This is a genomic window from Bartonella capreoli (assembly GCF_902813205.1).
In the GTDB taxonomy this organism is placed as follows: Bacteria; Pseudomonadota; Alphaproteobacteria; order Rhizobiales; family Rhizobiaceae; genus Bartonella; species Bartonella schoenbuchensis.
In genome coordinates this window covers 364,354-386,374 of sequence record NZ_CADDZX010000001.1, presented here as the reverse complement: position 1 = coordinate 386,374, position 22,021 = coordinate 364,354, and the positions used below count along the sequence as shown (strand labels likewise).

General features: G+C 41.7%; 25 protein-coding genes and 1 pseudogene. 12 read left to right on the top strand and 14 right to left on the bottom strand.

What is annotated here, in order from left to right:
- The first annotated feature begins 90 nt into the window (after window positions 1–90).
- Window positions 91–609 carry a DUF1465 family protein gene (locus J7R05_RS01590; protein WP_208540903.1) on the top strand — a complete coding sequence of 173 codons (519 nt, stop codon included), beginning with the start codon at window positions 91–93 and terminating at the stop codon, window positions 607–609.
- Here the strand turns inward: J7R05_RS01590 and J7R05_RS01585 are convergent.
- Window positions 584–790: a hypothetical protein gene (locus J7R05_RS01585; protein WP_208540902.1), complete on the bottom strand. Its 207-nt coding sequence runs from the start codon at window positions 788–790 to the stop codon at window positions 584–586. The two genes, J7R05_RS01590 and J7R05_RS01585, sit on opposite strands and share 26 nt — an antisense overlap.
- 1 nt (window position 791) lies before the next feature.
- Window positions 792–1,052 (bottom strand): hypothetical protein, encoded by a 261-nt coding sequence (locus J7R05_RS01580; protein WP_208540901.1) that lies wholly within the window; start codon window positions 1,050–1,052, stop codon window positions 792–794.
- A gap of 438 nt (window positions 1,053–1,490) precedes the next feature.
- Here J7R05_RS01580 and ruvC point away from each other — a divergent pair, with 438 nt between their 5' ends.
- The 3 genes from ruvC to ruvB all read left to right on the top strand — a co-directional run bounded on the left by ruvC (window position 1,491) and on the right by ruvB (window position 3,803).
- On the top strand, window positions 1,491–1,994 hold the full coding sequence (gene ruvC / locus J7R05_RS01575) for a crossover junction endodeoxyribonuclease RuvC (RefSeq protein ID WP_010704334.1): 504 nt from the start codon (window positions 1,491–1,493) through the stop codon (window positions 1,992–1,994).
- Between the two features lie 3 nt (window positions 1,995–1,997).
- A complete protein-coding gene (gene ruvA, locus J7R05_RS01570) occupies window positions 1,998–2,633 on the top strand; it encodes a Holliday junction branch migration protein RuvA (protein ID WP_208540900.1) in 636 nt (211 codons plus the stop codon).
- Between the two features lie 78 nt (window positions 2,634–2,711).
- On the top strand, window positions 2,712–3,803 hold the full coding sequence (ruvB, locus tag J7R05_RS01565) for a Holliday junction branch migration DNA helicase RuvB (RefSeq protein ID WP_208540899.1): 1,092 nt from the start codon (window positions 2,712–2,714) through the stop codon (window positions 3,801–3,803).
- Here ruvB and J7R05_RS09160 read toward each other — a convergent pair.
- Window positions 3,733–4,050: a hypothetical protein gene (locus tag J7R05_RS09160; RefSeq protein WP_246468195.1), complete on the bottom strand. Its 318-nt coding sequence runs from the start codon at window positions 4,048–4,050 to the stop codon at window positions 3,733–3,735. The two genes, ruvB and J7R05_RS09160, sit on opposite strands and share 71 nt — an antisense overlap.
- 72 nt (window positions 4,051–4,122) lie before the next feature.
- Here J7R05_RS09160 and ybgC point away from each other — a divergent pair.
- From ybgC to tolB, 5 genes and pseudogenes are all read left to right on the top strand, one after another.
- Window positions 4,123–4,539 (top strand): annotated as a pseudogene (ybgC, locus tag J7R05_RS09155) (tol-pal system-associated acyl-CoA thioesterase); the annotation flags it as partial.
- Window positions 4,540–4,683: 144 nt separating this feature from the next.
- Window positions 4,684–5,397: a protein TolQ gene (gene tolQ / locus J7R05_RS01555; RefSeq protein ID WP_208540897.1), complete on the top strand. Its 714-nt coding sequence runs from the start codon at window positions 4,684–4,686 to the stop codon at window positions 5,395–5,397.
- 10 nt (window positions 5,398–5,407) lie between these two features.
- Window positions 5,408–5,860 carry a protein TolR gene (tolR, locus tag J7R05_RS01550; protein WP_208540896.1) on the top strand — a complete coding sequence of 151 codons (453 nt, stop codon included), beginning with the start codon at window positions 5,408–5,410 and terminating at the stop codon, window positions 5,858–5,860.
- 111 nt (window positions 5,861–5,971) lie between these two features.
- Window positions 5,972–7,093: a superantigen-like protein SSL4 gene (locus J7R05_RS01545; RefSeq protein ID WP_208540895.1), complete on the top strand. Its 1,122-nt coding sequence runs from the start codon at window positions 5,972–5,974 to the stop codon at window positions 7,091–7,093.
- Between the two features lie 98 nt (window positions 7,094–7,191).
- Complete coding sequence (gene tolB / locus J7R05_RS01540; RefSeq protein ID WP_208540894.1) at window positions 7,192–8,526, top strand: Tol-Pal system beta propeller repeat protein TolB; 1,335 nt, start codon at window positions 7,192–7,194, stop codon at window positions 8,524–8,526.
- Window positions 8,527–8,692: 166 nt separating this feature from the next.
- Here tolB and J7R05_RS01535 read toward each other — a convergent pair whose 3' ends face one another.
- The 6 genes from J7R05_RS01535 to tkt all read right to left on the bottom strand — a co-directional run bounded on the left by J7R05_RS01535 (window position 8,693) and on the right by tkt (window position 15,144).
- The gene (locus J7R05_RS01535) at window positions 8,693–8,902 is read right to left on the bottom strand and encodes a hypothetical protein (RefSeq protein ID WP_208540893.1); all 210 of its coding nucleotides are present in this window, start codon (window positions 8,900–8,902) and stop codon (window positions 8,693–8,695) included.
- A 463-nt stretch (window positions 8,903–9,365) separates the two neighbouring features.
- The gene (locus J7R05_RS01530) at window positions 9,366–9,536 is read right to left on the bottom strand and encodes a hypothetical protein (RefSeq protein WP_208540892.1); all 171 of its coding nucleotides are present in this window, start codon (window positions 9,534–9,536) and stop codon (window positions 9,366–9,368) included.
- Window positions 9,537–9,542: 6 nt separating this feature from the next.
- Window positions 9,543–10,574: a class I fructose-bisphosphate aldolase gene (locus J7R05_RS01525; protein WP_208540891.1), complete on the bottom strand. Its 1,032-nt coding sequence runs from the start codon at window positions 10,572–10,574 to the stop codon at window positions 9,543–9,545.
- Window positions 10,575–10,661: 87 nt separating this feature from the next.
- A complete protein-coding gene (locus tag J7R05_RS01520) occupies window positions 10,662–11,855 on the bottom strand; it encodes a phosphoglycerate kinase (protein ID WP_208540890.1) in 1,194 nt (397 codons plus the stop codon).
- 278 nt (window positions 11,856–12,133) lie between these two features.
- On the bottom strand, window positions 12,134–13,141 hold the full coding sequence (gene gap / locus J7R05_RS01515; RefSeq protein ID WP_208540889.1) for a type I glyceraldehyde-3-phosphate dehydrogenase: 1,008 nt from the start codon (window positions 13,139–13,141) through the stop codon (window positions 12,134–12,136).
- Entirely contained in the window at window positions 13,138–15,144 is a 2,007-nt protein-coding gene (gene tkt / locus J7R05_RS01510; protein ID WP_208540888.1) for a transketolase, read from the bottom strand. Before tkt ends, gap begins: the two co-directional genes overlap by 4 nt.
- Window positions 15,145–15,495: 351 nt before the next feature.
- Between tkt and J7R05_RS01505 the strand changes: the two genes are divergently transcribed.
- Both J7R05_RS01505 and J7R05_RS01500 read left to right on the top strand, forming a co-directional pair.
- Complete coding sequence (locus J7R05_RS01505; protein ID WP_208540887.1) at window positions 15,496–15,771, top strand: DUF4164 domain-containing protein; 276 nt, start codon at window positions 15,496–15,498, stop codon at window positions 15,769–15,771.
- 11 nt (window positions 15,772–15,782) lie between these two features.
- Window positions 15,783–16,148 (top strand): cell division protein ZapA, encoded by a 366-nt coding sequence (locus J7R05_RS01500; RefSeq protein ID WP_208540886.1) that lies wholly within the window; start codon window positions 15,783–15,785, stop codon window positions 16,146–16,148.
- Window positions 16,149–16,364: 216 nt separating this feature from the next.
- Here J7R05_RS01500 and pyk read toward each other — a convergent pair whose 3' ends face one another.
- Together pyk and J7R05_RS01490 are read right to left on the bottom strand one after the other, a co-directional pair.
- Window positions 16,365–17,801: a pyruvate kinase gene (pyk, locus tag J7R05_RS01495; protein WP_208540885.1), complete on the bottom strand. Its 1,437-nt coding sequence runs from the start codon at window positions 17,799–17,801 to the stop codon at window positions 16,365–16,367.
- Window positions 17,798–18,343 (bottom strand): DUF1036 domain-containing protein, encoded by a 546-nt coding sequence (locus J7R05_RS01490; protein ID WP_208540884.1) that lies wholly within the window; start codon window positions 18,341–18,343, stop codon window positions 17,798–17,800. The genes pyk and J7R05_RS01490 overlap by 4 nt, the downstream gene beginning before the upstream one ends.
- A gap of 289 nt (window positions 18,344–18,632) precedes the next feature.
- Between J7R05_RS01490 and J7R05_RS01485 the strand changes: the two genes are divergently transcribed.
- Window positions 18,633–18,890 carry a DUF2312 domain-containing protein gene (locus J7R05_RS01485; RefSeq protein WP_010704350.1) on the top strand — a complete coding sequence of 86 codons (258 nt, stop codon included), beginning with the start codon at window positions 18,633–18,635 and terminating at the stop codon, window positions 18,888–18,890.
- 13 nt (window positions 18,891–18,903) lie between these two features.
- Here J7R05_RS01485 and J7R05_RS01480 read toward each other — a convergent pair whose 3' ends face one another.
- From J7R05_RS01480 to J7R05_RS01470, 3 genes are all read right to left on the bottom strand, one after another.
- The gene (locus J7R05_RS01480) at window positions 18,904–20,727 is read right to left on the bottom strand and encodes an ABC-F family ATP-binding cassette domain-containing protein (RefSeq protein ID WP_208540883.1); all 1,824 of its coding nucleotides are present in this window, start codon (window positions 20,725–20,727) and stop codon (window positions 18,904–18,906) included.
- Window positions 20,727–21,113 carry a glycine zipper domain-containing protein gene (locus J7R05_RS01475; RefSeq protein ID WP_182479822.1) on the bottom strand — a complete coding sequence of 129 codons (387 nt, stop codon included), beginning with the start codon at window positions 21,111–21,113 and terminating at the stop codon, window positions 20,727–20,729. The genes J7R05_RS01480 and J7R05_RS01475 overlap by 1 nt, the downstream gene beginning before the upstream one ends.
- 678 nt (window positions 21,114–21,791) lie before the next feature.
- Complete coding sequence (locus J7R05_RS01470; protein ID WP_153302017.1) at window positions 21,792–21,953, bottom strand: hypothetical protein; 162 nt, start codon at window positions 21,951–21,953, stop codon at window positions 21,792–21,794.
- Between the last annotated feature and the right edge of the window lie 68 nt (window positions 21,954–22,021).

Here is a 22,021-nt window from a genome sequence, read left to right as displayed (position 1 = left end):
AGGCATCCTTTATAACAATGAGAAAATGAGTCTTTAAATTGATCTTTAGTATCATTATTTTTCTCATATCACAGTTTGGAGTATAAAGACGTGAATGCACATGAACCTTCAAAAGATAAAACCATTATCATGATGGAACACGATGCTTTTGAAAGTGTTTTTAACCGCCTCTATGAAGAGACGATGGACCTTATTGAAGAAACAGCAGACTATATTGATAAAGAAGGTAAATGTGCTGCTCGTCACCTTCCAGTCGAAACTTCTGCACTTTATGCAAAAGAAGCCATGTATTTAAGTACACGGCTAATGCAAATTGCCTCTCGACTGTTGCTTTTTCGTGCAGGGCGTGAAGGGGAAATGTCTCCCAAACAAATACAAAAAGAGATTGCAAAAATTTCTCTTCATACACCATCACTAGGACCTCAGACTGCTCATTGGACAGAATTGCCAGAAATTTTCCGCCACTTTGTAGCACGTTCTTTGCGTTTAGAAGAACGTATGCGCCATGTTAGTTATGATATCGATCAAACCTCTTGCAAAACCTTAAAAAAGAACAATCCTGTAACCAAACAAATTCAATTGCTCAAACGTGCTTTTCGACGCTCTTAAAAAACCTTGCCACCATTTTAAAAAAACTAGCCTCCTCATCACCGCTACCAGCACCTTCAATCTTACACCTCCCCCTTCCCTTACCTTTTAAATGCCATCCTCTTCCACCAACATTTCCCCAAACTCCTGGCCCTCTTCTCCCAAGCCATCTCCCCAATTTTCCAACCCCCCATCTTCTCATATTAATACGCCACCTTCCACCAACACAGCTCAATCTTGCTCTTAAATCTTGCTTCCATCAATGCAAGCTTCATGCTCTTCCCTACCCTTGCCACCATTTTAAAAAAACTAGCCTCCTCATCACCGCTACCAGCACCTTCAACCTTACACCTCCCCCTTCCTTTACCTCTTAAATGCCATCCTCTTCCACCAACATTTCCCCAAACTCTTGACCCTCTTCTTCCAAGCCATCTCCCCAATTTTCCAACCCCCCATCTTCTCATATTAATACGCCACCTTCCACCAACACAGCTCAATCTTGCTCTTAAATCTTGCTTCCATCAATGCAAGCTTCTTTCTCTTCCCTACCCTTGCCAAAAATGCCTTCACCAATGCTCCCACCCCTCACCACTTTAAAGTTTTCATTCCCTCCATCCATTCTCAACCTCCTGCCCTTTCCCATCATCATCAAACCTCTTTGAAATCTTGCCCCCACTAAAAAAAACCAGCTCCTCACCACCACCACCACCAGCGCTACACATTTCCTTTCATTTAAGGGAGCTTAATTCTTTTTCACAAATCATTTTTATTACGCTCTTTTAGTATTTCATTGTATTCTTTTAGTGTTTTTACTGTATTCTTTTGGATTGTATTAATGTTTCTATGTTCTTTTTATGTATTGCATCTATTCAAGAACAAAGAAATAACATAGGCTTAATCATATGGTAAAAGCGATTCGTATTATAGGCATCGATCCTGGATTACAGCGAACAGGGTGGGGCGTCGTTGATCTATTAGGCAATCATCTACACTTTATTGCATCAGGCACACTGCGCTCTGATGCAAAAAGCCATCTTGCTTCCAGGCTGTATCAACTTCATCAAGGGCTGTCTGATGTTGTGCACCGTTTTATGCCCCATGAAGCAGCTGTTGAAAATGTTTTTGTCAATAAAGATGCCACCGCCACTTTAAAACTTGGCCAAGCACGTGCCATTGCACTTCTTGTACCAGCTCAAGCAGGTCTTCCAGTTTCTGAATATGCCCCAAACACCATCAAAAAATCCGTTATTGGTGTGGGCCATGGCGCAAAAGAACAAATCCATATGATGGTCAAAACTCTTCTCCCACGCGCTGAATTTGATAGTAGTGACGCAGCTGATGCACTGGCACTGGCACTTTGCCACAGTACCCACCGTACTAACTTATCCTACAGCTCACAAGGTTAATACATGATCGGCAAATTAAAAGGCATACTTGAGAGCATCTGTGACGATCACATCATTCTTGATGTGCAAGGTGTGGGGTATAGCGTTTTTGTGTCAAACAGGCTTTTATCTTCTTTACCAACCCTTGGTGAACATTTAAACCTATTTATTGAAACGCATGTTCGTGCAGAAGCCATTCGCCTTTTTGGTTTTACCACAAAAGCTGAACGAGATTGGTTTTGCCTTTTGCAAAATGTGCCAGGGGTAGGTGCAAAAGTTGCCTTAGCTATTTTAGGAACTTTATCACCTGGTGAACTTGCCCAAGCAATTGCATTAAACGACGTGGCAATGATCAAACGTGCTCCTGGCATTGGTCAAAAAGTTAGTGAAAGAATTATAAGCGAATTCAAAAACAAAGCACTGCCCTTTAATGAAGAGAGCAAAAACACCGCACATCTTGCTTCCAACCTTCAAGCACAAGAAACCAATCAACCCGTCAATGATGCACTCTCAGCTTTAATCAAGCTTGGTTTTGATCGTGATCAAGCAGCACAAGCTTTGTCCTCCACCCTCTCTAGCCTTGAAGAAGAAACTGTTTCCTCAGCGCTTCTCATTCGCCATAGCCTTAAACTGCTTTCCAATTCATCCAACACAAGGTAACTTTTCAAAATACAATAAATATTTTCTGCTCAGACAATATAAGGTAACTATACAAGGTAACACATATACAAGGTAACAATGCGTAAAGATGAAAGCCAACGCCTTCTTGGTGCCATACCCCTGCCCAATGACCCAGACCGTTCCTTAAGGCCACAAGTCCTTGATGATTTTATTGGTCAAGAAGCAGCGCGTGCAAACTTAAAAATATTTATTGAAGCAGCAAAAGCACGTAAAGAAGCTTTAGATCACGTTTTATTTGTAGGGCCGCCAGGGTTGGGAAAAACAACACTTTCGCAAATTATGGCTAAAGAATTAGGCGTTAATTTTCGTTCAACATCAGGGCCAGTCATCGCCAAAGCAGGCGATTTAGCAGCCCTTTTAACCAACTTAGAAGAACGTGATGTTTTGTTTATTGACGAAATTCACCGTTTAAATCCAGCCATTGAAGAAATTCTTTACCCAGCAATGGAAGATTATCAACTTGATCTCATCATTGGTGAGGGGCCAGCAGCACGTTCAGTCAAAATTGAGCTTGCTAAATTTACCTTAGTGGCAGCAACCACCCGTTTAGGGTTATTGACCACCCCTTTAAGGGATCGTTTTGGCATTCCCATCCGGTTAAGTTTTTATACCATAGAAGAATTAGAATATATCGTTAAGCGTAATGCCCGCCTTTTTTCAGTCCAAATAAGCGATGATGGTGCCCATGAAATTGCATGTCGTGCACGTGGCACCCCGCGTATTGCAGGAAGACTGTTGCGCCGGGTTTGTGACTTTGCTCTGGTTAAAGGTGCAGAAAAAATTGACCGCTTCATTGCAGATGAAGCCCTCTCGCGCCTTGAGGTTGACCACCTCGGCCTTGACCCTCTAGACAGGCGCTACCTGATCCTCATTGCAGAAACTTTTCTAGGTGGCCCCGTTGGCATTGAAACAATTGCGGCTGCTCTCTCAGAACCACGTGATGCCATTGAAGATATTATTGAACCTTACTTGCTGCAACAAGGTTTTATTCAGCGTACCGCCCGCGGGCGAATTATTACAGAAAAAGCTTGGGCACATTTAGGGCTTTGTGCCCCTGAACCAGCAGCCTCACAAAAATCTACCCCATCAGCTGACACACAAGATCATTCCTCAATACAACCCACTCTATGGGAAAAAGAAGATGACTAAAACCACCACCAATAACACGTACACAACCAACCCTTGCACAAACAATTCTCATACCCACGATACACACCCCAACAATACTGGCGCTAACAACCACACCAACAATACTTGCACCAGCAACACGCGCGCCAATCCTCCTCACCCTCATAACACGCTCCCCAATACCCCCAGCACCAATATCTCCCACACCATCCCCCATACCAACAATACTCACGCTAACAACCCTCGCACTCATAATCTTCACACTCATAATCTTCACGCCAACAATACTTGTGTAAACGACACTTCACCCAATCACAGTGGTGAGAGTTTTGCTTATGTTCATGACCTCCCCACAAGAGTTTATGTTGCAGATACCGATTTTTCTGGTGTCGTATATCATGCGCGTTATTTGGAATTTTTTGAACGAGGACGCTCAGAATTCTTGCGAAACATAGGGTGTAATAACACACAGTTAGCATCAGGCGCACGATTTGCATCAGGCACAGGGGAAAAACTATTTTTTGTCGTGCATCGCATAGACATTACTTATTCCCGCCCTGCACATATTGATGATCTCTTAACGGTTAAAACACGACTAGAGTGTGTTCAAGGGGCACGTTTTTTCATGAATCAACAAATCATGCGTGATAACACTCTGTTAGCTGAAGCAAAAGTAACGCTTGCTATTATGAATCAAGCAGGAAAACCACGCCGTTTACCCAAAGATCTTTTTTCTTCCACAATTGTTTCAAAATGAAACTGACTTATTTTTAAAATAAAGAGGCAAAACAAGTCGGTTTTAAACATTTTTTTGCTTGAATATCTTTTTGTTTAGAAACTATAAAACAATATGCTTTAATGAGGTTTTATACATAAATCTTTCATTTAAAGGAACGATACCATGGCGCACATAGAACTGGCCTCTCCAAATACCCTTGGAATGTGGAGTTTGTTTATGCAGGCCAATTGGGTTGTCAAAGCTGTCATGATTGGGCTTATTCTTGCATCAGTATGGAGCTGGGCGATCATTATCGATAAAATATTCATTTACCGAAAAATACGTTATGATATCAAACAGTTTGAGCAAATTTTTTGGTCAGGCAAATCTTTAGAAGAACTTTATGTAACCTATCAAAATAAGCACACCAACAGCATCTGTGTTGTTTTTATAGCAGCAATGACGGAATGGAAAAAATCTTTTACCAAAGGGGTTCAACCATCATTGAATTTACAAAGTAGAATTGAAAAAGCTATGGATTTAGCCTTAGGGCGTGAGAGTGCAAAAATAGAATCAAAATTAGGCTTTTTAGCCACACTTGGATCAGCTGCTCCCTTTATCGGCTTATTTGGAACGGTTGTTGGAATTATGAATTCATTTCTTTCAATTTCGGCTTCTCAAAATACATCTCTTGCAGTGGTCGCACCAGGCATTGCAGAAGCTCTTTTAGCAACAGCAATTGGCCTGTTAGCTGCCATTCCAGCTGTGGTTGCTTACAACAAACTCATGCATGAAAGCACTCAAATCATAGCGCATATAGAAGGCTTTGCTGATGAATTTTCAACGATTTTGTCACGGCAAATTGATGAGAAAATAACCTCAAACTCATTACAATAGGCGGTTTTCAATGGCACTTTCTCTTGCTTCTCCTTCTCAAAAAAACACACGAAAACGCCGTCGCTTACAAAATCATTTAATCAGCGAAATTAACATCACGCCTTTTGTAGATGTTATGCTCGTTTTACTGATTATTTTTATGGTTTCTGCGCCCCTTTTGGTCAATGGTGTTCCTCTTGATTTACCCCAAAGCCAAGCAGGACCAGTGCAAACAGACCGTCCTCCTTTAACGGTTTCGCTTGATGCACAAGGGCGTTTTGCAATCAATCAAGACTATTACTCTACATCACAAGCATTGATTGCAAAATTAAAAGAGCAGCTATCAACCGATCAAACATTGCAAAACCAACGCATTTTTGTGCGCGCTGCCAAAACTGTTGAATATGAAAAAGTTTTACAACTTCTCGCAAATATTCAAAAGGCCGGTTTTTCGCAAGTTGCTTTAGCCAGTTTAGCGCAATAATATAATAAAATCATAAAGAACTAGATGATCGGCAAAAAGCGCACACAAAATCATACAATAGTACCATACAACAGTCGATCAACAGTAAAAAAAGGCTAAGGCTTAAAAAAGATGAATACAAATTCTCATCATAGCATGAAAAAAAGCTTAGCTTTCTCACTTGCAGCCCATATAGCCATTCTCATCTGGGGTGGAATACATTTGACACATCCCACCTCTTTTCCTCAACACCAATTAGAGGCCATTCCCATCACCTTAGCCCCTCTTGATCAAAAGCTTGCAAGTGCACAAGGCTCAAAAAATGCGCCATTTAACGAACGCCCAGCACCAAAACCAACCACGTGGCCACAAGAAAAAGAAGATGCACACCATATAGGTGACGGAAAACTCGACACTAAAGCCCCCTTAAAGCCAAAAGAAAAACTACAAAATAAAAATGTTGAGGCAACACCTCTCTCTTTTGGTGAAAAAGATGCATCTGGAACAGAAAAACAATCCCTTACAACACCAGAAAAACAAAAAATAAAAACACAAACCCCTCCACAAACAACGCCAAAAATTACCTCAAAAATCACTGAAGAAACACCAAAAAACGAAAATATAACACTGCCAGAAGAACCACAAACACCAGAAATACCTGTTCCAACAGAACCTGAAACTAAACCACAGCCAACCACCGTTCAGCTACCAACAAATATCCCTCGTCCAACGACAAAAATGAAGCCAAAACCCACCAAATACGCTTCCTCCCAAAGCGCACAATCTTCTCAAAAAAAAGGTGAACAAACAATTGAAGATATCTTAGCAATGGATGAAAGCAATCTAATCAATCGTGCACGCACACAAGGAGGTGGGGCAAAACGTTCTAAAGAACAAGAATCACAAGGAGCGCGAAAAAACATTGGCGACACCACAAAAATGGCACAAACCCTCGTCAATCTTGCGGGCGCATGTATTCAAAAAAAGCTTAAACTTGTTGCTATTGGTGGGAATTTAAATAACCGTCCAGTTGTGCGTTTGCAGTTTCAATTAAACCGTAATGGAATGATTATAGGCACGCCAATCATTGAACCCTTAAAAGGTGATGAAAGCCAACAAGCCGTCATGGTTCAACAGGTATATGCAGCCGTTTTTGCATGCCAACCCTACCCAGATCTCCCGCGTGACCAATATAACTTATGGGGGCAAGGTTTTGATTTTAATGTTGATCCCCTTCAAGAGAAAGTTCTATAATAAGAAAAAACTCTATAATCCAAGAGAAAGCTCTTAAAAAGAGAAAAACCATATAATATGAAGATATTGTCTCTCTTAAAAAAAAGGATAAATCCAGTATGACAGGAATGAGATACTCTCTTTTTTCGTGGTTAATTGTTACCATAAGTGTATGGCTTTCCAGTTTTTCATCAGCCCACGCACAACTGAAGGGGACTATTTCGAGTGCTGATTTTAACCCCATCTCGATCGCAATCGCAGATTTTATATCCAACGATTCAATAGGGCTGAAGATTGCTGCTGTCGTTGCAGCAGATCTTGAGCGGTCTGGACTTTTTTTACCACTAAATAAAGCATCTTTTCCTGAAACAATCATCAATCCCAACAGTCAACCACGCTTTCTTGAATGGCAGCATACCAATATTCAAGGGTTAGTCACTGGGCATGTCAGTAGAGAACCAAATGGGCGACTGAGAGTTGACTTTCGTCTATGGGATGTCTTTGGCAACCGCCAAATTAAAGGGCGGCGATTTTATACAGGTCCAGAACACTGGCGGCGCATTGCCCATATGATTGCAGATGAAATCTACGCTAAAATGACAGGCGAACATGGCTATTTTGATACACGCATTGTTTTTGTTGATGAAACAGGACCGCGCAATGCACGGGTTAAACGCTTAGCCATTATGGATCAAGATGGCGCAAATCTAACCTATCTTTCTGATGGAAGCGAATTAGTCCTCACGCCTCGTTTCTCACCTAATAGGCAAGAAATTACCTACATGGCATATGATAAGAATAAAACGCCTCATGTGTATCTTCAGCAAATTGAAATGGGGCAAAGAGAATTAATTGGAACTTTTGACAATATGACAATTGCCCCTCGCTTTTCGCCAGATGGGCAAAAAGTAATTATGAGTTTATTACAAAATAATGGCAGCGCAAACCTTTACACGATGGATCTGCGCACACGCACCATGACGCGTTTAACCACAACTAAAGCCATTGATACCTCAGCCTCTTATTCACCTGATGGCAAACAGATCGTCTTTTCATCCGACCGCGATGGCAGACCACAAATTTATGTCATGAATGCCGATGGCACTAACCCTCGCCGTATTTCTTTTAATGAGGGCAGTTATTCTACCCCCGTTTGGTCACCGCGCGGTGACTATATCGCTTTTACAAAGAAATTTCAGGGACAATTCTCCATTGGCGTTATGCACCCCAATGGGAAAGGCGAACGGCTTTTAACCACAGGTTTTCATAATGAAGGACCCACTTGGGCACCCAATGGTCGCGTACTTATGTTCTTTCGTCAAAATGCGGGTGTAGGAACAAAAATTTACACAATTGATATTACTGGGCGTAATGAACGCCAATTACCAACCCCCCATGATGCCTCTGACCCAGCATGGTCAGCCTTGCTTACGGTACATTCATATAGCAAATAAACAAAACCAACCAACACACACGTATCTTGCAATGGCGCTTTATTAATCTTCCACAAACTATAATGAAACCGTCCCCACTCTAAATACTGCCACTCTCACAATCACCACATCTACCCACCACATCCACTCTATACACTACACCCCCACCCAATACACCACAACCACTCTACATATTGCGTCTTTCATGCGCCATCCAGCGCACGTTTTCGCCCCATGTCCACAGCTTCCACCCTACGTAGACTTCCACACCCCATACATCCACCCTACACACTGCTATCCACCATAGGCATGCTTGAAAAGCCTTCACTTCAACACCATCCACCACAGCCTTTCCCACAGCAGATACAAACAGATGCCCTTTAAGGGCAAAACCCAACCTTAATCATGATGATGCACGTGATCAACCGTCAACAACAACTGGCCATTCTCACGATCACCGCATCCACCTATAATCGCCCCCACACCTTACGCATCAGGCCATCCACCCTATTGTAGGCTTCCACGCCCCATGCATCCACCCTATGCACAATCCCCACCTATAGGCACGCTTTTGAAAAGCCTCCACTTCAACACCATCAACCACAGCCTCTCCCACATGATACAAACAGATGCCCTTTAAGGGCAAAACCCAACCCCGATCATGATGATGCACGCGATCAACGCGTCAACAATGACTGGTCCAAGCCCACAATCACTGTATCCACTCTATACACTACACCCCCACCTAATACACCACAACCACTCTACATACCGCATCTCTTATGCGCTATCCAGCGCACATTTTCACACCATGGCCACGGTTTCTGCCCCACAAGCTTCCACACCCCATGCATCCCCACCTATAGGCACGCTTGAAAAGCCTTCACTTCAACACCATCAACCATAACCTCTCCCACATGACACAAACAGATACCCCAAGCACAAAACCCAACCTCATCATGACGATACACACGAGTCAATGTGTCAGACAACAACTGGCCATTCCCACGATAATCGCGCTTTGCCCACATAAATAGTCAAGCACAAGAATGTTCGTGCTCTTTTGTCCATTGTCCTAAAGCTGCCAGGTGGTTCATCCGCGCACGGTGATAAAAAGCCTTTTGTGCAGCTGCAACATTGTCCTGTTTTCCACCCCATGTCTTCAAAGCAGCAGATTGCAACGCACGACCATAAGAAAAAGTCAATGTCCAAGGCCATGGGCCTGAAGCATTCATAGCGGATAAATGAGCCGTGGCTTCTTCATCTGACTGGCCTCCTGAAAGAAAAGCAATTCCTGGAACAGCAGCAGGAACAGTCTGTTTGAGAACACAAAGAGTTTTTTCAGCTACTTCTTCAACACAGGCTTTGCGCGCATCTTTCCCATCAATCACCATATTGGGTTTTAAAATCATACCCTCAAGTACGACCCGTGCCTCGAATAATTCTGTAAATACTGTCTTTAAAACCGCTTGCGTTACCTCAAAGCAGCGCGCAATTGAATGCTGGCGCGACTGGCCATCCATCAGCACCTCTGGCTCCACAATCGGCACAAGACCTGCCTCTTGGCATAAAGCAGCATAACGTGCCAAAGCTTGCGCATTTTGGCGTATCGCTCCTCTTGTTGGCAAAGAATGCTCATCAATAGCAATCACTCCACGCCATTTGGCAAAACGTGCTCCCAAAGTAAAATAGTCCTTTAAACGTTCCCGAAGGCCATCTAACCCTTCTGTAATCGTCTCATGATGAAAAGCTGCCAAAGGCTTAGCACCTGTATCAACCTTAATACCTGGCAATGCACCAACATCTCGAATAAGGTCGGTCAACATTTGACCAGAGGATGCTTTTTGACGAATGGTTTCATCAAATAAAATCACACCAGAAATAGCGCATTTCATAGCGTCCTTTGCAGTAAAAAGCATTTCACGATAAGCCCGGCGATGATCCTCATTTGCTTCCAAACCAATTGATTCAAACCGTTTACCAATTGTCGCATTGCTTTCATCTGCCGCCAAAATGCCTTTTCCTGCACTGACTAAACAAAGCGCTATATCTTCAAGACGTTCTTTCATAAAAAGCTCCTCTTTTTTCCCAATTTCTCTTAACAACAATGGCTCATCAGAAAGCTTCCCATAAGCCATCATATATGCATAACTTATTCAAGCCCGCATTAAAGCCAAAACACCAGGAAGGCTTTTTCCTTCCATCCATTCCAAAAAAGCCCCCCCAGCAATCGAAAGATAAGTAAAATCATTCGCAACACCCGCATGATTGAGCGCAAAAACTGTATCACCACCCCCAGCAATCGACACTAACTTACCTTGCTGAGTACATTTTGCAACGTGGCGCGCAACTGCAATCGTCCCCTGATCAAAGGGGGAAACCTCAAAAACACCAAGCGGCCCATTCCACACAACAGTTGCAGCAGTATCAATCATTTCATTAATCTGGGCAATAGAACGCGGGCCAATATCCAAAATCATCTCATTATCAGAAATATCCTCAAGATCACACTGACGATGCGGGGTATTTTTTTCACAATGCAATCCAACCACCACATCTACCGGTAAAACAAGCTCACAGTTATATTCGTACGCTTTTTCAATAATTTCTTCAACCGTTTCCATTAAAGTGTGCTCATAGAGTGATTGACCAATAGCATAGCCTTGAGCTGCTAAAAAACTATTAGCCATACCACCACCAATCACCAAAGCATTAACCTTTTGAACCAAATGATTGAGCACAAAAAGCTTACTTGAAACCTTAGCACCACCCACAACAGCCGCCAATGGATACGTCGGGTCACCAAGCCCTTGTTCTAAAGCATGTAATTCGCGTTGCAAAGAACGCCCCGCATAAGAAGGCAAAAAATGTGTAATTCCCTCTGTTGAGGCATGAGCACGGTGAGAAACAGAAAAAGCATCATTCACATAAATGTCAGCACTGCATGCTAAAGCTTCAGCAAAAGCATCATCATTGTCCTCTTCATCTTGATGAAAACGCAGATTTTCAAGAAGCAGAATATCACCCTCTTTCAAGGCTTGAACAGCAGAACGTACCTCAAGACCAAAACATTTGTCCAAAAAAGAAACTTCCTGCCCCATGATTTTGGAAAGAGCCTGCGCAACAGGACGAAGCGAAAGTTCTGGAACCTTTTGCCCTTTAGGGCGACCACAATGGGAAATCAGTATAATCTTAGCACCGCGCTTTTGCAGTTCAACCAGCGTCTCTTTATGTCGCTTAAGACGTGTCTCATCACATACTTTTCCCCGCAACATCGGGACATTAAAGTCCACCCGTACCAGCACACATTTTCCTGCAACATCAGCCTCATCAATTGTCCGAAACCCCATTAATTGCTCCCTCTTTTTGATTTTTTTCATCAATTGTTTTAGTTTAACTCTTTTATCCAAAAAATTCTCGCAACCCACATATCTCTTCTTGAAACCTCTCAATTAAACAGCAATATTTCTCTTTAAGTCCAAGAGTAAAAAACAAACGCTTATCTCCATTCTTTTGAAAAAAGACTCTTCTTTTTTAAAAGAAATTTCATGAAGCTTGCTGCACAAAGAAAACTCTCGCTAGCATGCCCATCAAAAAAGAAACCAAAGCTCCTTTTAGTCCTCTTTCTTTACAAGGTTTTGGCAAAAGCCACAGCAGTATCAGCCATGCGGTTTGAAAAGCCCCATTCATTATCATACCAAACAAGAACCCGGCAAAGCTTACCATCAACAACTTTAGTTTGCTCAGCTTGAACAATGGCTGAATGCGGATTATGATTAAAATCACTGCTGACAAGTTTTTCTTCTGTATAGTCTAAAATTCCCTTAAGCTGTCCTTGCGCAGCATCACAAATGGCCGCATTAATTTCTTCAACAGTTGTGGAATGCTGAGCTGTAAAGGTCAAATCAACAACAGAAACATTAGGCGTTGGAACACGAATGGCCACCCCATCTAACAGACCTTTCAATTCTGGCAAAACCAATCCAACTGCCTTAGCAGCCCCCGTTGATGTAGGGATCATAGAAAGAGCAGCAGCACGAGAACGGTAAAGATCACGGTGCATTGTATCTAAAACAGGTTGATCACCCGTATAGGAATGGATTGTCGTCATAAAGCCCTTTTCAATGCCAACAACCTTGTGGAGCACTTGCGCAACAGGTGCCAAACAATTGGTTGTACAAGAAGCATTCGACACCACCTGATGTTCTTTACTTAAAGTCTGGTGGTTAACCCCATACACCACAGTCAAATCAGCATCATTAGAAGGTGCAGAAATAAGAACACGCTTTGCACCCGCCACCAAGTGGGCACTGGCTTTATCGCGCTCGGTAAAAAAACCTGTACATTCCAGGGCAACATCAATACCCAAATCCTTCCAAGGTAAATGCGCCGGGTCACGCTGTGCTGTTACCTGAATCAAACCATTCCCAACATCAAGTGCATCACCCACCACCTTAACAGGTGCACCAAAACGCCCGTGCACCGAATCATAGCGTAATAAATGGGCATTGGTTTCCACAGAACCTAAATCATTGATTGCAACAACCTCAATATCTTTGCGTCCACTTTCAACAATAGCACGCAAGATAGAGCGCCCAATACGACCAAATCCATTAATTGCAACGCGAATACTCATTTGATTTTTCCCTCATTGATTTGTTTCAATCTTTCTTCAACAACAGCAACTACATTTTCACATGTAATCCCAAAATGCATATAAAGGTCGTCCATCGGCGCACTTGCACCAAATCCTTCCATACCAATAAATACACCATCACTACCAATAAAATAATCCCATCCTTGCCGAATGGCTGCCTCAACAGCAATTTTAAGAGGAGCATCACCAATTAAAGCATTTTGATAGGCAGCAGATTGTTCAAAAAACAGCTCAAAACAAGGGACCGAAACCACACGCGTTGGAATACCCTTTTCTTCTAAAATAGCATGCGCTTTTACAACAATTTCCACTTCTGAACCTGAAGCAAAAAGGGTAACTTGAGCCGTATCACTTGCCATCAACAATTCATAAGCACCAAGCATACACAAATTGTCTTCTTTATAATCCCGGCGCAAAAGCGGTAAATTTTGTCTGCTCAAAGCCAAAGTAGAAGGCGTCTTACATGCCCTCAAAGCCAATTGCCAACATTCCACCGTTTCCACAGCATCAGCAGGCCTGAAAACAAAATGATTAGGAAGTGCGCGCAAAGAAGCCAAATGCTCTACTGGCTGATGAGTCGGCCCATCCTCACCAAGACCGATGGAATCATGGGTCATCACATAAATTACCCGCAACCCCATTAAGGAAGACAAACGCATGGCAGGACGCATATAGTCAGAAAAACATAAAAAAGTCCCCCCATAAGGAATAAACCCTCCATAAAGAGCAAGCCCATTCATCACTGCACCCATTGCGTGCTCGCGAATACCATAGTGCAAATAACGGCCTGAAAAATCCTCAGCAGTAACGCTTTTCATCTGGCTTGTTTTTGTACAGTTAGAACCGGTTAAATCAGCAGAACCACCAATGGTTTCAACAACCACCCCGTTAATGACTTCAAGAGCCATTTCAGAAGCTTTACGCGTTGCAACATGCGGACAATCTAGAACCAATTGTTTTTTATATTCATCAAGCACACTCTCAAAGCTACTTACAAGATCGCCACGCATCAACCGCTCAAATTCAGCCCGCTTTGACACAGATAAAGCAGAAAGCTGTGTTTCCCATTTTTTTCGTTTTTTTGCAGCACTAAGACCTGCCAAACGCCAACTATCAAGAATATCAGCAGGAACAACAAAAGACTCTTGTGCCCAACCTAAAGCTTTACGGGTTGCAGCAATTTCTTCTGCCCCCAAAGGTGACCCATGAACCTTATTGGTCCCCCCTTTACGAGGTGCCCCAAAACCAATAATTGTTTTACACGCAATGAGCGTGGGTTTATCAGAAATTTGTGCCGTCTCAATGGCTCGTGCCAATGCACCTTGATTATGCCCATTAACCTTAATGGTATTCCAACCACACGCTTTAAAACGCGCCACTTGGTCTGTACTATCTGTAAGAGAGATAGCCCCATCGATCGATATATCATTATCATCCCAAAATACAATCAGCTTATTTAGTTTTAAATGACCAGCAAGCGAAATTGCTTCTTGGGCTATACCTTCCATTAAACACCCATCGCCAACCAAAACATAAGTATAATGATTGATCAAATCACCAAAACGTGCGTTTAACAAACGCTCACCCAATGCCATTCCCACAGCATTGGCCAGCCCCTGTCCAAGTGGTCCGGTGGTTGTCTCAACTCCTGCACCATGACCATATTCTGGATGCCCAGCGATTTTAGAACCCATTTGACGAAAATTGCGGATATCATCAAGAGAGATATCTTCATAGCCTGAAAGATACATTAAAGCATAAAGCAACATTGACCCATGCCCGGCCGACAAAACAAAGCGATCGCGGTTGGGCCAACGAGGGTTTTTTGGGTCATGCACTAAAAATTTTGTGTAAAGAACTGTCGCAATATCAGCCGCACCCATTGGCAAGCCAGGGTGGCCAGATTGTGCTTTTTCAATCGCATCAATAGCAAGAAAGCGAATAGCATTGGCCATTTGATTTTGTTGTTCAGTATTTGTCATGAATGATAGACCATTTTTTAATTTGTTATTTTTTGACAACTTGAAGACATTTTATAATACGTATATACTTTGCTATATATGTCTTGTAATCACGTCTTTCTATTTTCTTCCTTACACTTTTTATGCCTCTAAATTTTACGTTTTACGCCCTTAAACTATGCCCCTAACATGATACCAATCATGCTTATAATATTTATGCCAACAGTATTTAAAAATCCAGTTTTTAATTAACATCAACATCCTGTTTTTCTTGCCAAAATATTCTTTATCTTTCACAATAAAATCAACGCAACAAAAGAGAATGAGTGATTCGTCTTTATAAAAAGGCTTAAGTTAAAGGATATAATCACTATGAACCAAGAGACTGATATTCTGCCACAAGCTTTAAAGCAACTAGAAAAAGCACTCAGGAACTTAGAAGCTGCCATTACCAATCAGCATACTCTTATCGACAAACACAATGAATGGGAAGCAGAAATTCAACAAATGAACGCTGATCGTAGCCGTCTTGCTCAAGAACTTGATAAATCAGAAGCCCATGCAGAGCGGCTAGAGATAACCAATAAAGAGGTTTCCAAACGGTTAATTCGTGCTATGGAAACAATTCGTACTGTACTTGACAGGTAAAGGTTTAAACCATGGAAACTGTTTCTGTCACTATTGATGGCAAAATTTATCGTATGGCTTGCGATAAAGGGCAAGAAAACCACCTTCAGCAGCTTGCTGCCCAATTAGATCAATATATCACACACCTGAAAAATGATTTTGGGGAAATTGGTGATCATCGTTTATCCGTTATGGCAGGCATTATGATTATCGATGAAATGGAAGAAATAAAACGAGAAAATAAAAAATTACAAGAAAGCTGTGCAACTCTCTTACAACAAAACTCTCAACGAGATCAAACCTTAAGCAAAATTGTGCACGAAACAACTAAGCGCATTGAAAAGCTGACCAATCAATTACTCCTGCAAGACGATGAGACTAATCTCACACCCTCTTAAAATAACAGAAAAAAGCATAAAGCATAAGATTCTCATGCGTCCAAAAAATCATTCAAATGTCAAATAATCACTTAAATGTCAAAGCTTGCAAACACTCAAAGCCCAAACCACACATTTTCTAAGCCTTACACCTTTCAAGCTTTTTGCTAAAAGTTAAGAGTATGCACCTGTTCAACAGGCTTCTTTGAGTGCCTTTTTAAAATACCCTTTAAAGGGTCAGACACTTTTTGAATTGTTTAAACAACAAGAAGCAATACGCAATAAATTTGTTGCACCAGGCGTTCCAAAGGGAACCCCAGCAATCACAATAAACCGATCACCCGCCTGACAAAAGCCTTCCTGAAAGGCAATTGCAGCTGCACGATGAACCATATCATCTAAATTATGCGCATCCTCACTAACCACACAATGAAGCCCCCAAACCAAAGCCAACCGGCGCGCTGTCTTAACAATCGGTGATAAAGCAATAATGGGTCTGTTTGGGCGTTCACGTGATGTACGCACACCTGTTGCACCTGAAGCAGTATAGGCAACAATAGCTTCTAACTGCAGTGTTTCAGCTATCTGACGGGCTGCAAAAGAAATCGCATCTGGCCCTGTTGCTTCTGGTTTGGGGCGCTGCGCATTAACCATTGTAGCATAGGTGTGATCACTCTCAACCTGCTTTGCAATACGGTCCATCATGCCCACAGCCTCTTCAGGGTAAAGACCAGAAGCTGATTCTGCCGATAACATCACCGCATCAACACCAGCATAAACAGCTGTAGCCACATCAGAAACTTCTGCCCGTGTTGGTACAGGCGCCGTAATCATTGATTCAAGCATCTGCGTTGCAACAACCACAGGCTTTCCTGCCAAACGGCACGCTTTGATAATCTTCATCTGAAGAGATGGCACTTGTTCTAAAGGCACTTCCACCCCAAGGTCTCCTCGTGCAATCATAAGACTATCAGAAACATCAATAATGTCTTCTATATGCTCTAAAGCCTGAGGTTTTTCGATCTTAGCCATCAAGGATACTTTGCCTTGCGTTAGCTTGCGAACCGATAAAATATCTTCCGGGTGTTGGATAAAAGAAAGTGCCACCCAATCAACTGACTGTTCTAAAACAGCCATAAGATCAGCATGGTCTTTTGATGTCATCGTCCCACAAGGCAAAACCGTATCAGGAAGATTAATCCCCTTGCGATCAGAAATATGTGTTCCAGCAATCACACGGCACTCAATAGAAGCGCCATCACAAGCTTCAGCCAAAAGTTCAAGCTTCCCATCATCCAGCAATAAACGATCACTGGGTTTAACAGCCGCTAAAACTTCCCTATGGGGTAAAAAAACACGCCGTGCATCACCCAGCACATCTTTATTATCTAACGTAAAACGCTGCCCAATAACCAAATTCTCTTTGCCATTTTCAAAACGCCCGATTCGTAATTTCGGCCCTTGCAGATCTGCTAAAATGCCAATAGGCCGACAAACCGCCTTTTCAACAGCCCGTATACGCTCAACCACATCACGCATTGTCGCATGATCTGTGTGGCTCATATTAATCCGAAAAACATCCGCTCCAGCTTTAAAAAGCTTTTCAATCATTGGTACTGAAAAAGAAGAGGGACCAAGTGTGGCAATGATTTTAATGTTACGTGCACGTTTCATGGTGAATCCTCCCCTGAAGTATTAGGAGACTTTGAAGTTGAATTATTCAAAAAAGGCTTATCAGTTAACTGGACCATCCAACTGGTTTGATCACCTGTATCAATTTCTTCAAATGTAGCTTTTTGAAATCCCCTAGCAAAACAATCATGAACACCCTCAATAACAAATTTGCTATCCTTTACACACATTGTTATAGAACCAACCCAACTTCCCTTTTTTTGTGCATCTTCTGCATATAAATAATAAAACCGTGATGAAAGAGGCCCATCAATCAGGGATTTACACACTGTAGGTAGAATAACCCACCAGCCTTCACTTACCCAGTCTGAAAGTGTGCGATAGCCAAGGGCAATACCTACTGTTTTTTGAGTCATATTACAAACCCGAAAATCAGCTTTTACATATCCGGTAAATAAGAACAAAAGAAGAACGTTCAACAGAAAAACCTTCAACTTTTTATGCCTTCCCTGTTCAAACATACCTTTGTGCTTTTTGACATTTTTAAGCCCAATCTTACAAAAACAGTCCTTACAATAAAACATTCATCCCTTCTTTTCTTTTTTTATTCAAAATACTGCAATTTTAAAGCGTGATTTATCATATTTTTATTTTTTCTCTTTTTTATCTTCTTTTTATCCATGTATAAGCTTATCTTCTCTTTATTCACGCATATATTTTTTCATTCACACCATTTAGAGCCAATTTATAAAAAAGTGAAACGATTGACTTTTTTCCCACTCTTCAGGCACCCTTAATGTATCAGGTATCCTTAATGTAAGAGTTTATTATTCAAAGAGCCAATTTATAACACATACCTTGGAGAAAAATATAATGAGCACTCTAGCCGATGAAACACAAGCCGTATCTGCCAATCAATTGCGCGCTTTTATTGAACGTATTGAACGATTAGAAGAAGAAAAAAAAGCAATTTCCGACGATATTAAAGACGTTTATACGGAACTTAAAGGATCTGGCTTTGACAGTAAAGCCGTGCGCCACATTATACGACTGCGCAAAAAAGAAGATCATGAACGTAGCGAAGAAGAAGCTATCATCCAACTTTATAAAAATGCACTCGGCATGGATTAATTTAAATAATGGATTAATTTAAGCAATTATCTTTTTCAATAGCTTCACGCAAAAGCTCAAGATCCAACCATTCTTCTTCCTTTTGCGTGCACAAGTTCTTTTTCTCTTCAAGTGCTGCAGATAAACGCTCAAAACGAGCCTGATCACAGCTATAAAGTGCAGGATCAGACAATTCTTTTTCAAGGTTTCTGATCTCATTTTGTAAAAGCGTTATGTGTTCAGGCAAGTGCTCCAGCGCGTAGACCTGCTTATAAGACAATCTGCGCGGCGTTATTTTTGAAGAAGAAGCTGTTTGTTTTTTCCGATCACGTGCAACAGGCTTTTGCAATTCTTGACGCTGCGAAAGCTCAGCCTGCTTTCTTTGTGCCATCATATCACTATAACCACCAGCATAAAGGGTCCAGCGCCCATTACCTTCAGGTGCCAAAACATGAGACACAGTTCGATCTAAAAAATCTCTATCATGGCTAACCACTATCACTGTTCCTGCAAAATCAGAAATAAGTTCTTGAAGCAAATCCAATGTTTCCATATCAAGATCATTGGTTGGTTCATCTAAAATCAAACAATTTGCAGGCTGTAATAAAAGCCGCGCTAACATTAAACGGGCTCTTTCCCCCCCTGATAATTCTTTAATAGGGGTATAAGCTTGCTCAGGCAAAAACAAACAATCTTTAAGATAAGAAACAACATGGCGCTGCTGCCCATTAATGAGCACACTATCACCCCTGCCACCTGTTAAATAATGCGCTAAAGTTTCTTCCCCGTCTAAAATCCGCTGTTGATCAAGCAGAGCCATCGTCACATTAACTCCATGCTTAATCACCCCACTGTCTGCCAACTCGCGGCCAATTAAAACAGAAAGAAGCGTTGTTTTTCCAACACCATTGGGACCTACAATGCCAACCTTGTCACCACGCTGCAAACGCAATGAAAAATCTTTAACAATAACGCACTCACCATAAGACTTAGAAATCCCTTTTGCTTCAAGCACCAATTGACCACAATCTTGGCGCTCAGACACCGCAAAAAGCGCGCGTTCTGCAGGCCCTTTATAGGTTCGATGAAGTTTTCGCATCTCCTTTAATGCGCTCAAACGCCGTTCATTACGCTTGCGCCTTGCGCTTACTCCATAGCGCACCCATTGCTCTTCACGAACAATCTGACGCTCCAATTTATGATGATCACGCGCCTCTTTTTCCAGCTCTTTATCACGCCAACTTTCAAATGCAGAAAAGCGCTTTTCAACCCTTTTAGTCACACCCCGATCAAGCCATACGGTTGAATGCGCCACTGTTTCTAAAAATCGCCGATCATGCGAAATAACAACAATTGCTGAACGTAAAGAACACAAAACACCTTCAAGCCACTCAATGGTTGATACATCAAGATGATTGGTCGGCTCATCTAATAAAAGAATATCTGGTTTTGCTGCAATCGCCTGCAGTAAGGATACGCGCCGCTTTTCTCCACCAGAAAGCGTTACTAATTTCTCAGTCCCTACAAAACCAAGATCTCTAAGAAGGGTCTGCACCCATTGAACATCATGCCCATCGTTTAAACCAGCCTCTACACAAGTATAAACATCATCACCCCCTGAAAAATCAGAGCTTTGTGATACATAACGCACATGCGCGCGAGGGTGGTGAAAAATTTCACCTTCACTAGGCTCCAATAGACCAGCTGCAATTTTTAAGAGTGTTGATTTTCCACACCCATTGCGGCCAACAAGTGCAATACGTTCCCCCTGCCCAACCGATAAACAAGCCTGATTGAGCAAAGGGGTTGTTCCAAAAGTTAAAACAATACGATCAAGTCGTAAAAGCGGTACACCCATTAATAAGGCTGTACGGGTTGTGGGCAAGGAGCCTGATAAAGCTGACCTCTCACATCACGATAGGTGCACAATTGTGGTACAGGTTGTGGGCAAGGAGCTTGGTAAAGCTGACCTCTCACATCACGATAGGTGCATAATGGTACTTGCTGAGGCATTTTCTGTTTTTTCTGAGCAGCAGCAGCACCTGTTACTGTACCTGCAATAGCACCAATTGCTGCACCTGGAACTGCTCCAGAACTGCTTCCACTAATTGCTGTTCCGGCTAAAGCACCTAATGCAGCACCACCAACACCATATCCTGCAACTGTTTGCTCAGTTGTTGTGCAAGCTACCGAGCTTAACCCAACGATTGCAACAACCGTCATTGTTAAAATTGACTTTAACATATCAAAACCCTTTCTTTGTTAAAAACAAAATAAAGTTACATGTATCTATCAACCCTTACCCTTTTTGCTCTCACTATTTTATTCTTATACATTGAAAAGAGCTTCGTAGAATAAGTGTAGATATTCATAATATAACTTTGCTATACCATAAATGGCAATAAAAAGTTCTACAAATACAACTAGTTTAAATGGTATAAATCATAATAAATATGAATATTGCACCAGGAGCTACTTTTAAAAAAACTCCTGAAATTTCTGTATCGGCTTAAAGCACCCTCAACCAAAATATTAACAGGGCACCATGAACACTATAATCTGCAATTTATCGCTTAGTTGTTGTATAAACTACAAAGTCTAACTTAATGATTGAAACAACCACCATTTGTTAAAACTGATCTTAAGTATATCAAAATTCCCTCCTTGTAAAAATAAAACAAAATTACACCCCATTAGCACATATCTTTCTGCCCCCGCTATTTTATTTTATGCATTAAGAAGAGCTTTATGGAATTAAGTATAGATGCTTATAATTAAGTAATATATTATAGCTTTCAGTAATATAGTCTCCACATTATAAATAACAATATAAATAGCAATAAACAGTTGCACAAATATTTAGCATGCAGCAGCAATTGATTGCGCTGCTGCACTCACACAGTTATCGCAAATTTTCTTAAGTTATCTCCAAGAATTATCTTTCCTGTTACACATGCCTGGTGCATGATCAACGGGCAAATCACTAAAAAGAGCATCTAATAATTCTGGATCAACGCGCCTACAAGCCATCGAACTTAAACCAACAACTAAAACAATTACCATTGTTAAAATTGGTTTTAACATATCAAAATCCTTTCTTTGTTAAATACAAAATGAATTCATATGTTTTGTCAGTTCTTATACCTCTTGTA

Bases quoted from the DNA above. Each gene is read 5' to 3' on its own strand.
- J7R05_RS01500 (WP_208540886.1), top strand. From the start codon at position 15,783: ATGGAAACTGTTTCTGTCACTATTGATGGCAAAATTTATCGTATGGCT.
- J7R05_RS01490 (WP_208540884.1), bottom strand. From the start codon at position 18,343: ATGTTTTATTGTAAGGACTGTTTTTGTAAGATTGGGCTTAAAAATGTC.
- J7R05_RS01525 (WP_208540891.1), bottom strand. From the start codon at position 10,574: ATGAAAGAACGTCTTGAAGATATAGCGCTTTGTTTAGTCAGTGCAGGA.
- gap (WP_208540889.1), bottom strand. From the start codon at position 13,141: ATGAGTATTCGCGTTGCAATTAATGGATTTGGTCGTATTGGGCGCTCT.
- J7R05_RS01545 (WP_208540895.1), top strand. From the start codon at position 5,972: ATGAATACAAATTCTCATCATAGCATGAAAAAAAGCTTAGCTTTCTCA.
- tkt (WP_208540888.1), bottom strand. From the start codon at position 15,144: ATGACAAATACTGAACAACAAAATCAAATGGCCAATGCTATTCGCTTT.
- ruvA (WP_208540900.1), top strand. From the start codon at position 1,998: ATGATCGGCAAATTAAAAGGCATACTTGAGAGCATCTGTGACGATCAC.
- J7R05_RS01485 (WP_010704350.1), top strand. From the start codon at position 18,633: ATGAGCACTCTAGCCGATGAAACACAAGCCGTATCTGCCAATCAATTG.
- tolR (WP_208540896.1), top strand. From the start codon at position 5,408: ATGGCACTTTCTCTTGCTTCTCCTTCTCAAAAAAACACACGAAAACGC.
- J7R05_RS01480 (WP_208540883.1), bottom strand. From the start codon at position 20,727: ATGGGTGTACCGCTTTTACGACTTGATCGTATTGTTTTAACTTTTGGA.
- J7R05_RS01585 (WP_208540902.1), bottom strand. From the start codon at position 790: ATGAGAAGATGGGGGGTTGGAAAATTGGGGAGATGGCTTGGGAGAAGA.
- J7R05_RS01470 (WP_153302017.1), bottom strand. From the start codon at position 21,953: ATGTTAAAACCAATTTTAACAATGGTAATTGTTTTAGTTGTTGGTTTA.
- J7R05_RS01530 (WP_208540892.1), bottom strand. From the start codon at position 9,536: ATGTGGGCAAAGCGCGATTATCGTGGGAATGGCCAGTTGTTGTCTGAC.
- J7R05_RS01580 (WP_208540901.1), bottom strand. From the start codon at position 1,052: ATGAGAAGATGGGGGGTTGGAAAATTGGGGAGATGGCTTGGAAGAAGA.
- ruvB (WP_208540899.1), top strand. From the start codon at position 2,712: ATGCGTAAAGATGAAAGCCAACGCCTTCTTGGTGCCATACCCCTGCCC.
- J7R05_RS01505 (WP_208540887.1), top strand. From the start codon at position 15,496: ATGAACCAAGAGACTGATATTCTGCCACAAGCTTTAAAGCAACTAGAA.
- pyk (WP_208540885.1), bottom strand. From the start codon at position 17,801: ATGAAACGTGCACGTAACATTAAAATCATTGCCACACTTGGTCCCTCT.
- J7R05_RS01520 (WP_208540890.1), bottom strand. From the start codon at position 11,855: ATGGGGTTTCGGACAATTGATGAGGCTGATGTTGCAGGAAAATGTGTG.
- ruvC (WP_010704334.1), top strand. From the start codon at position 1,491: ATGGTAAAAGCGATTCGTATTATAGGCATCGATCCTGGATTACAGCGA.
- tolB (WP_208540894.1), top strand. From the start codon at position 7,192: ATGACAGGAATGAGATACTCTCTTTTTTCGTGGTTAATTGTTACCATA.
- J7R05_RS09160 (WP_246468195.1), bottom strand. From the start codon at position 4,050: ATGAGTGTGAAGATTATGAGTGCGAGGGTTGTTAGCGTGAGTATTGTT.
- tolQ (WP_208540897.1), top strand. From the start codon at position 4,684: ATGGCGCACATAGAACTGGCCTCTCCAAATACCCTTGGAATGTGGAGT.
- J7R05_RS01475 (WP_182479822.1), bottom strand. From the start codon at position 21,113: ATGTTAAAGTCAATTTTAACAATGACGGTTGTTGCAATCGTTGGGTTA.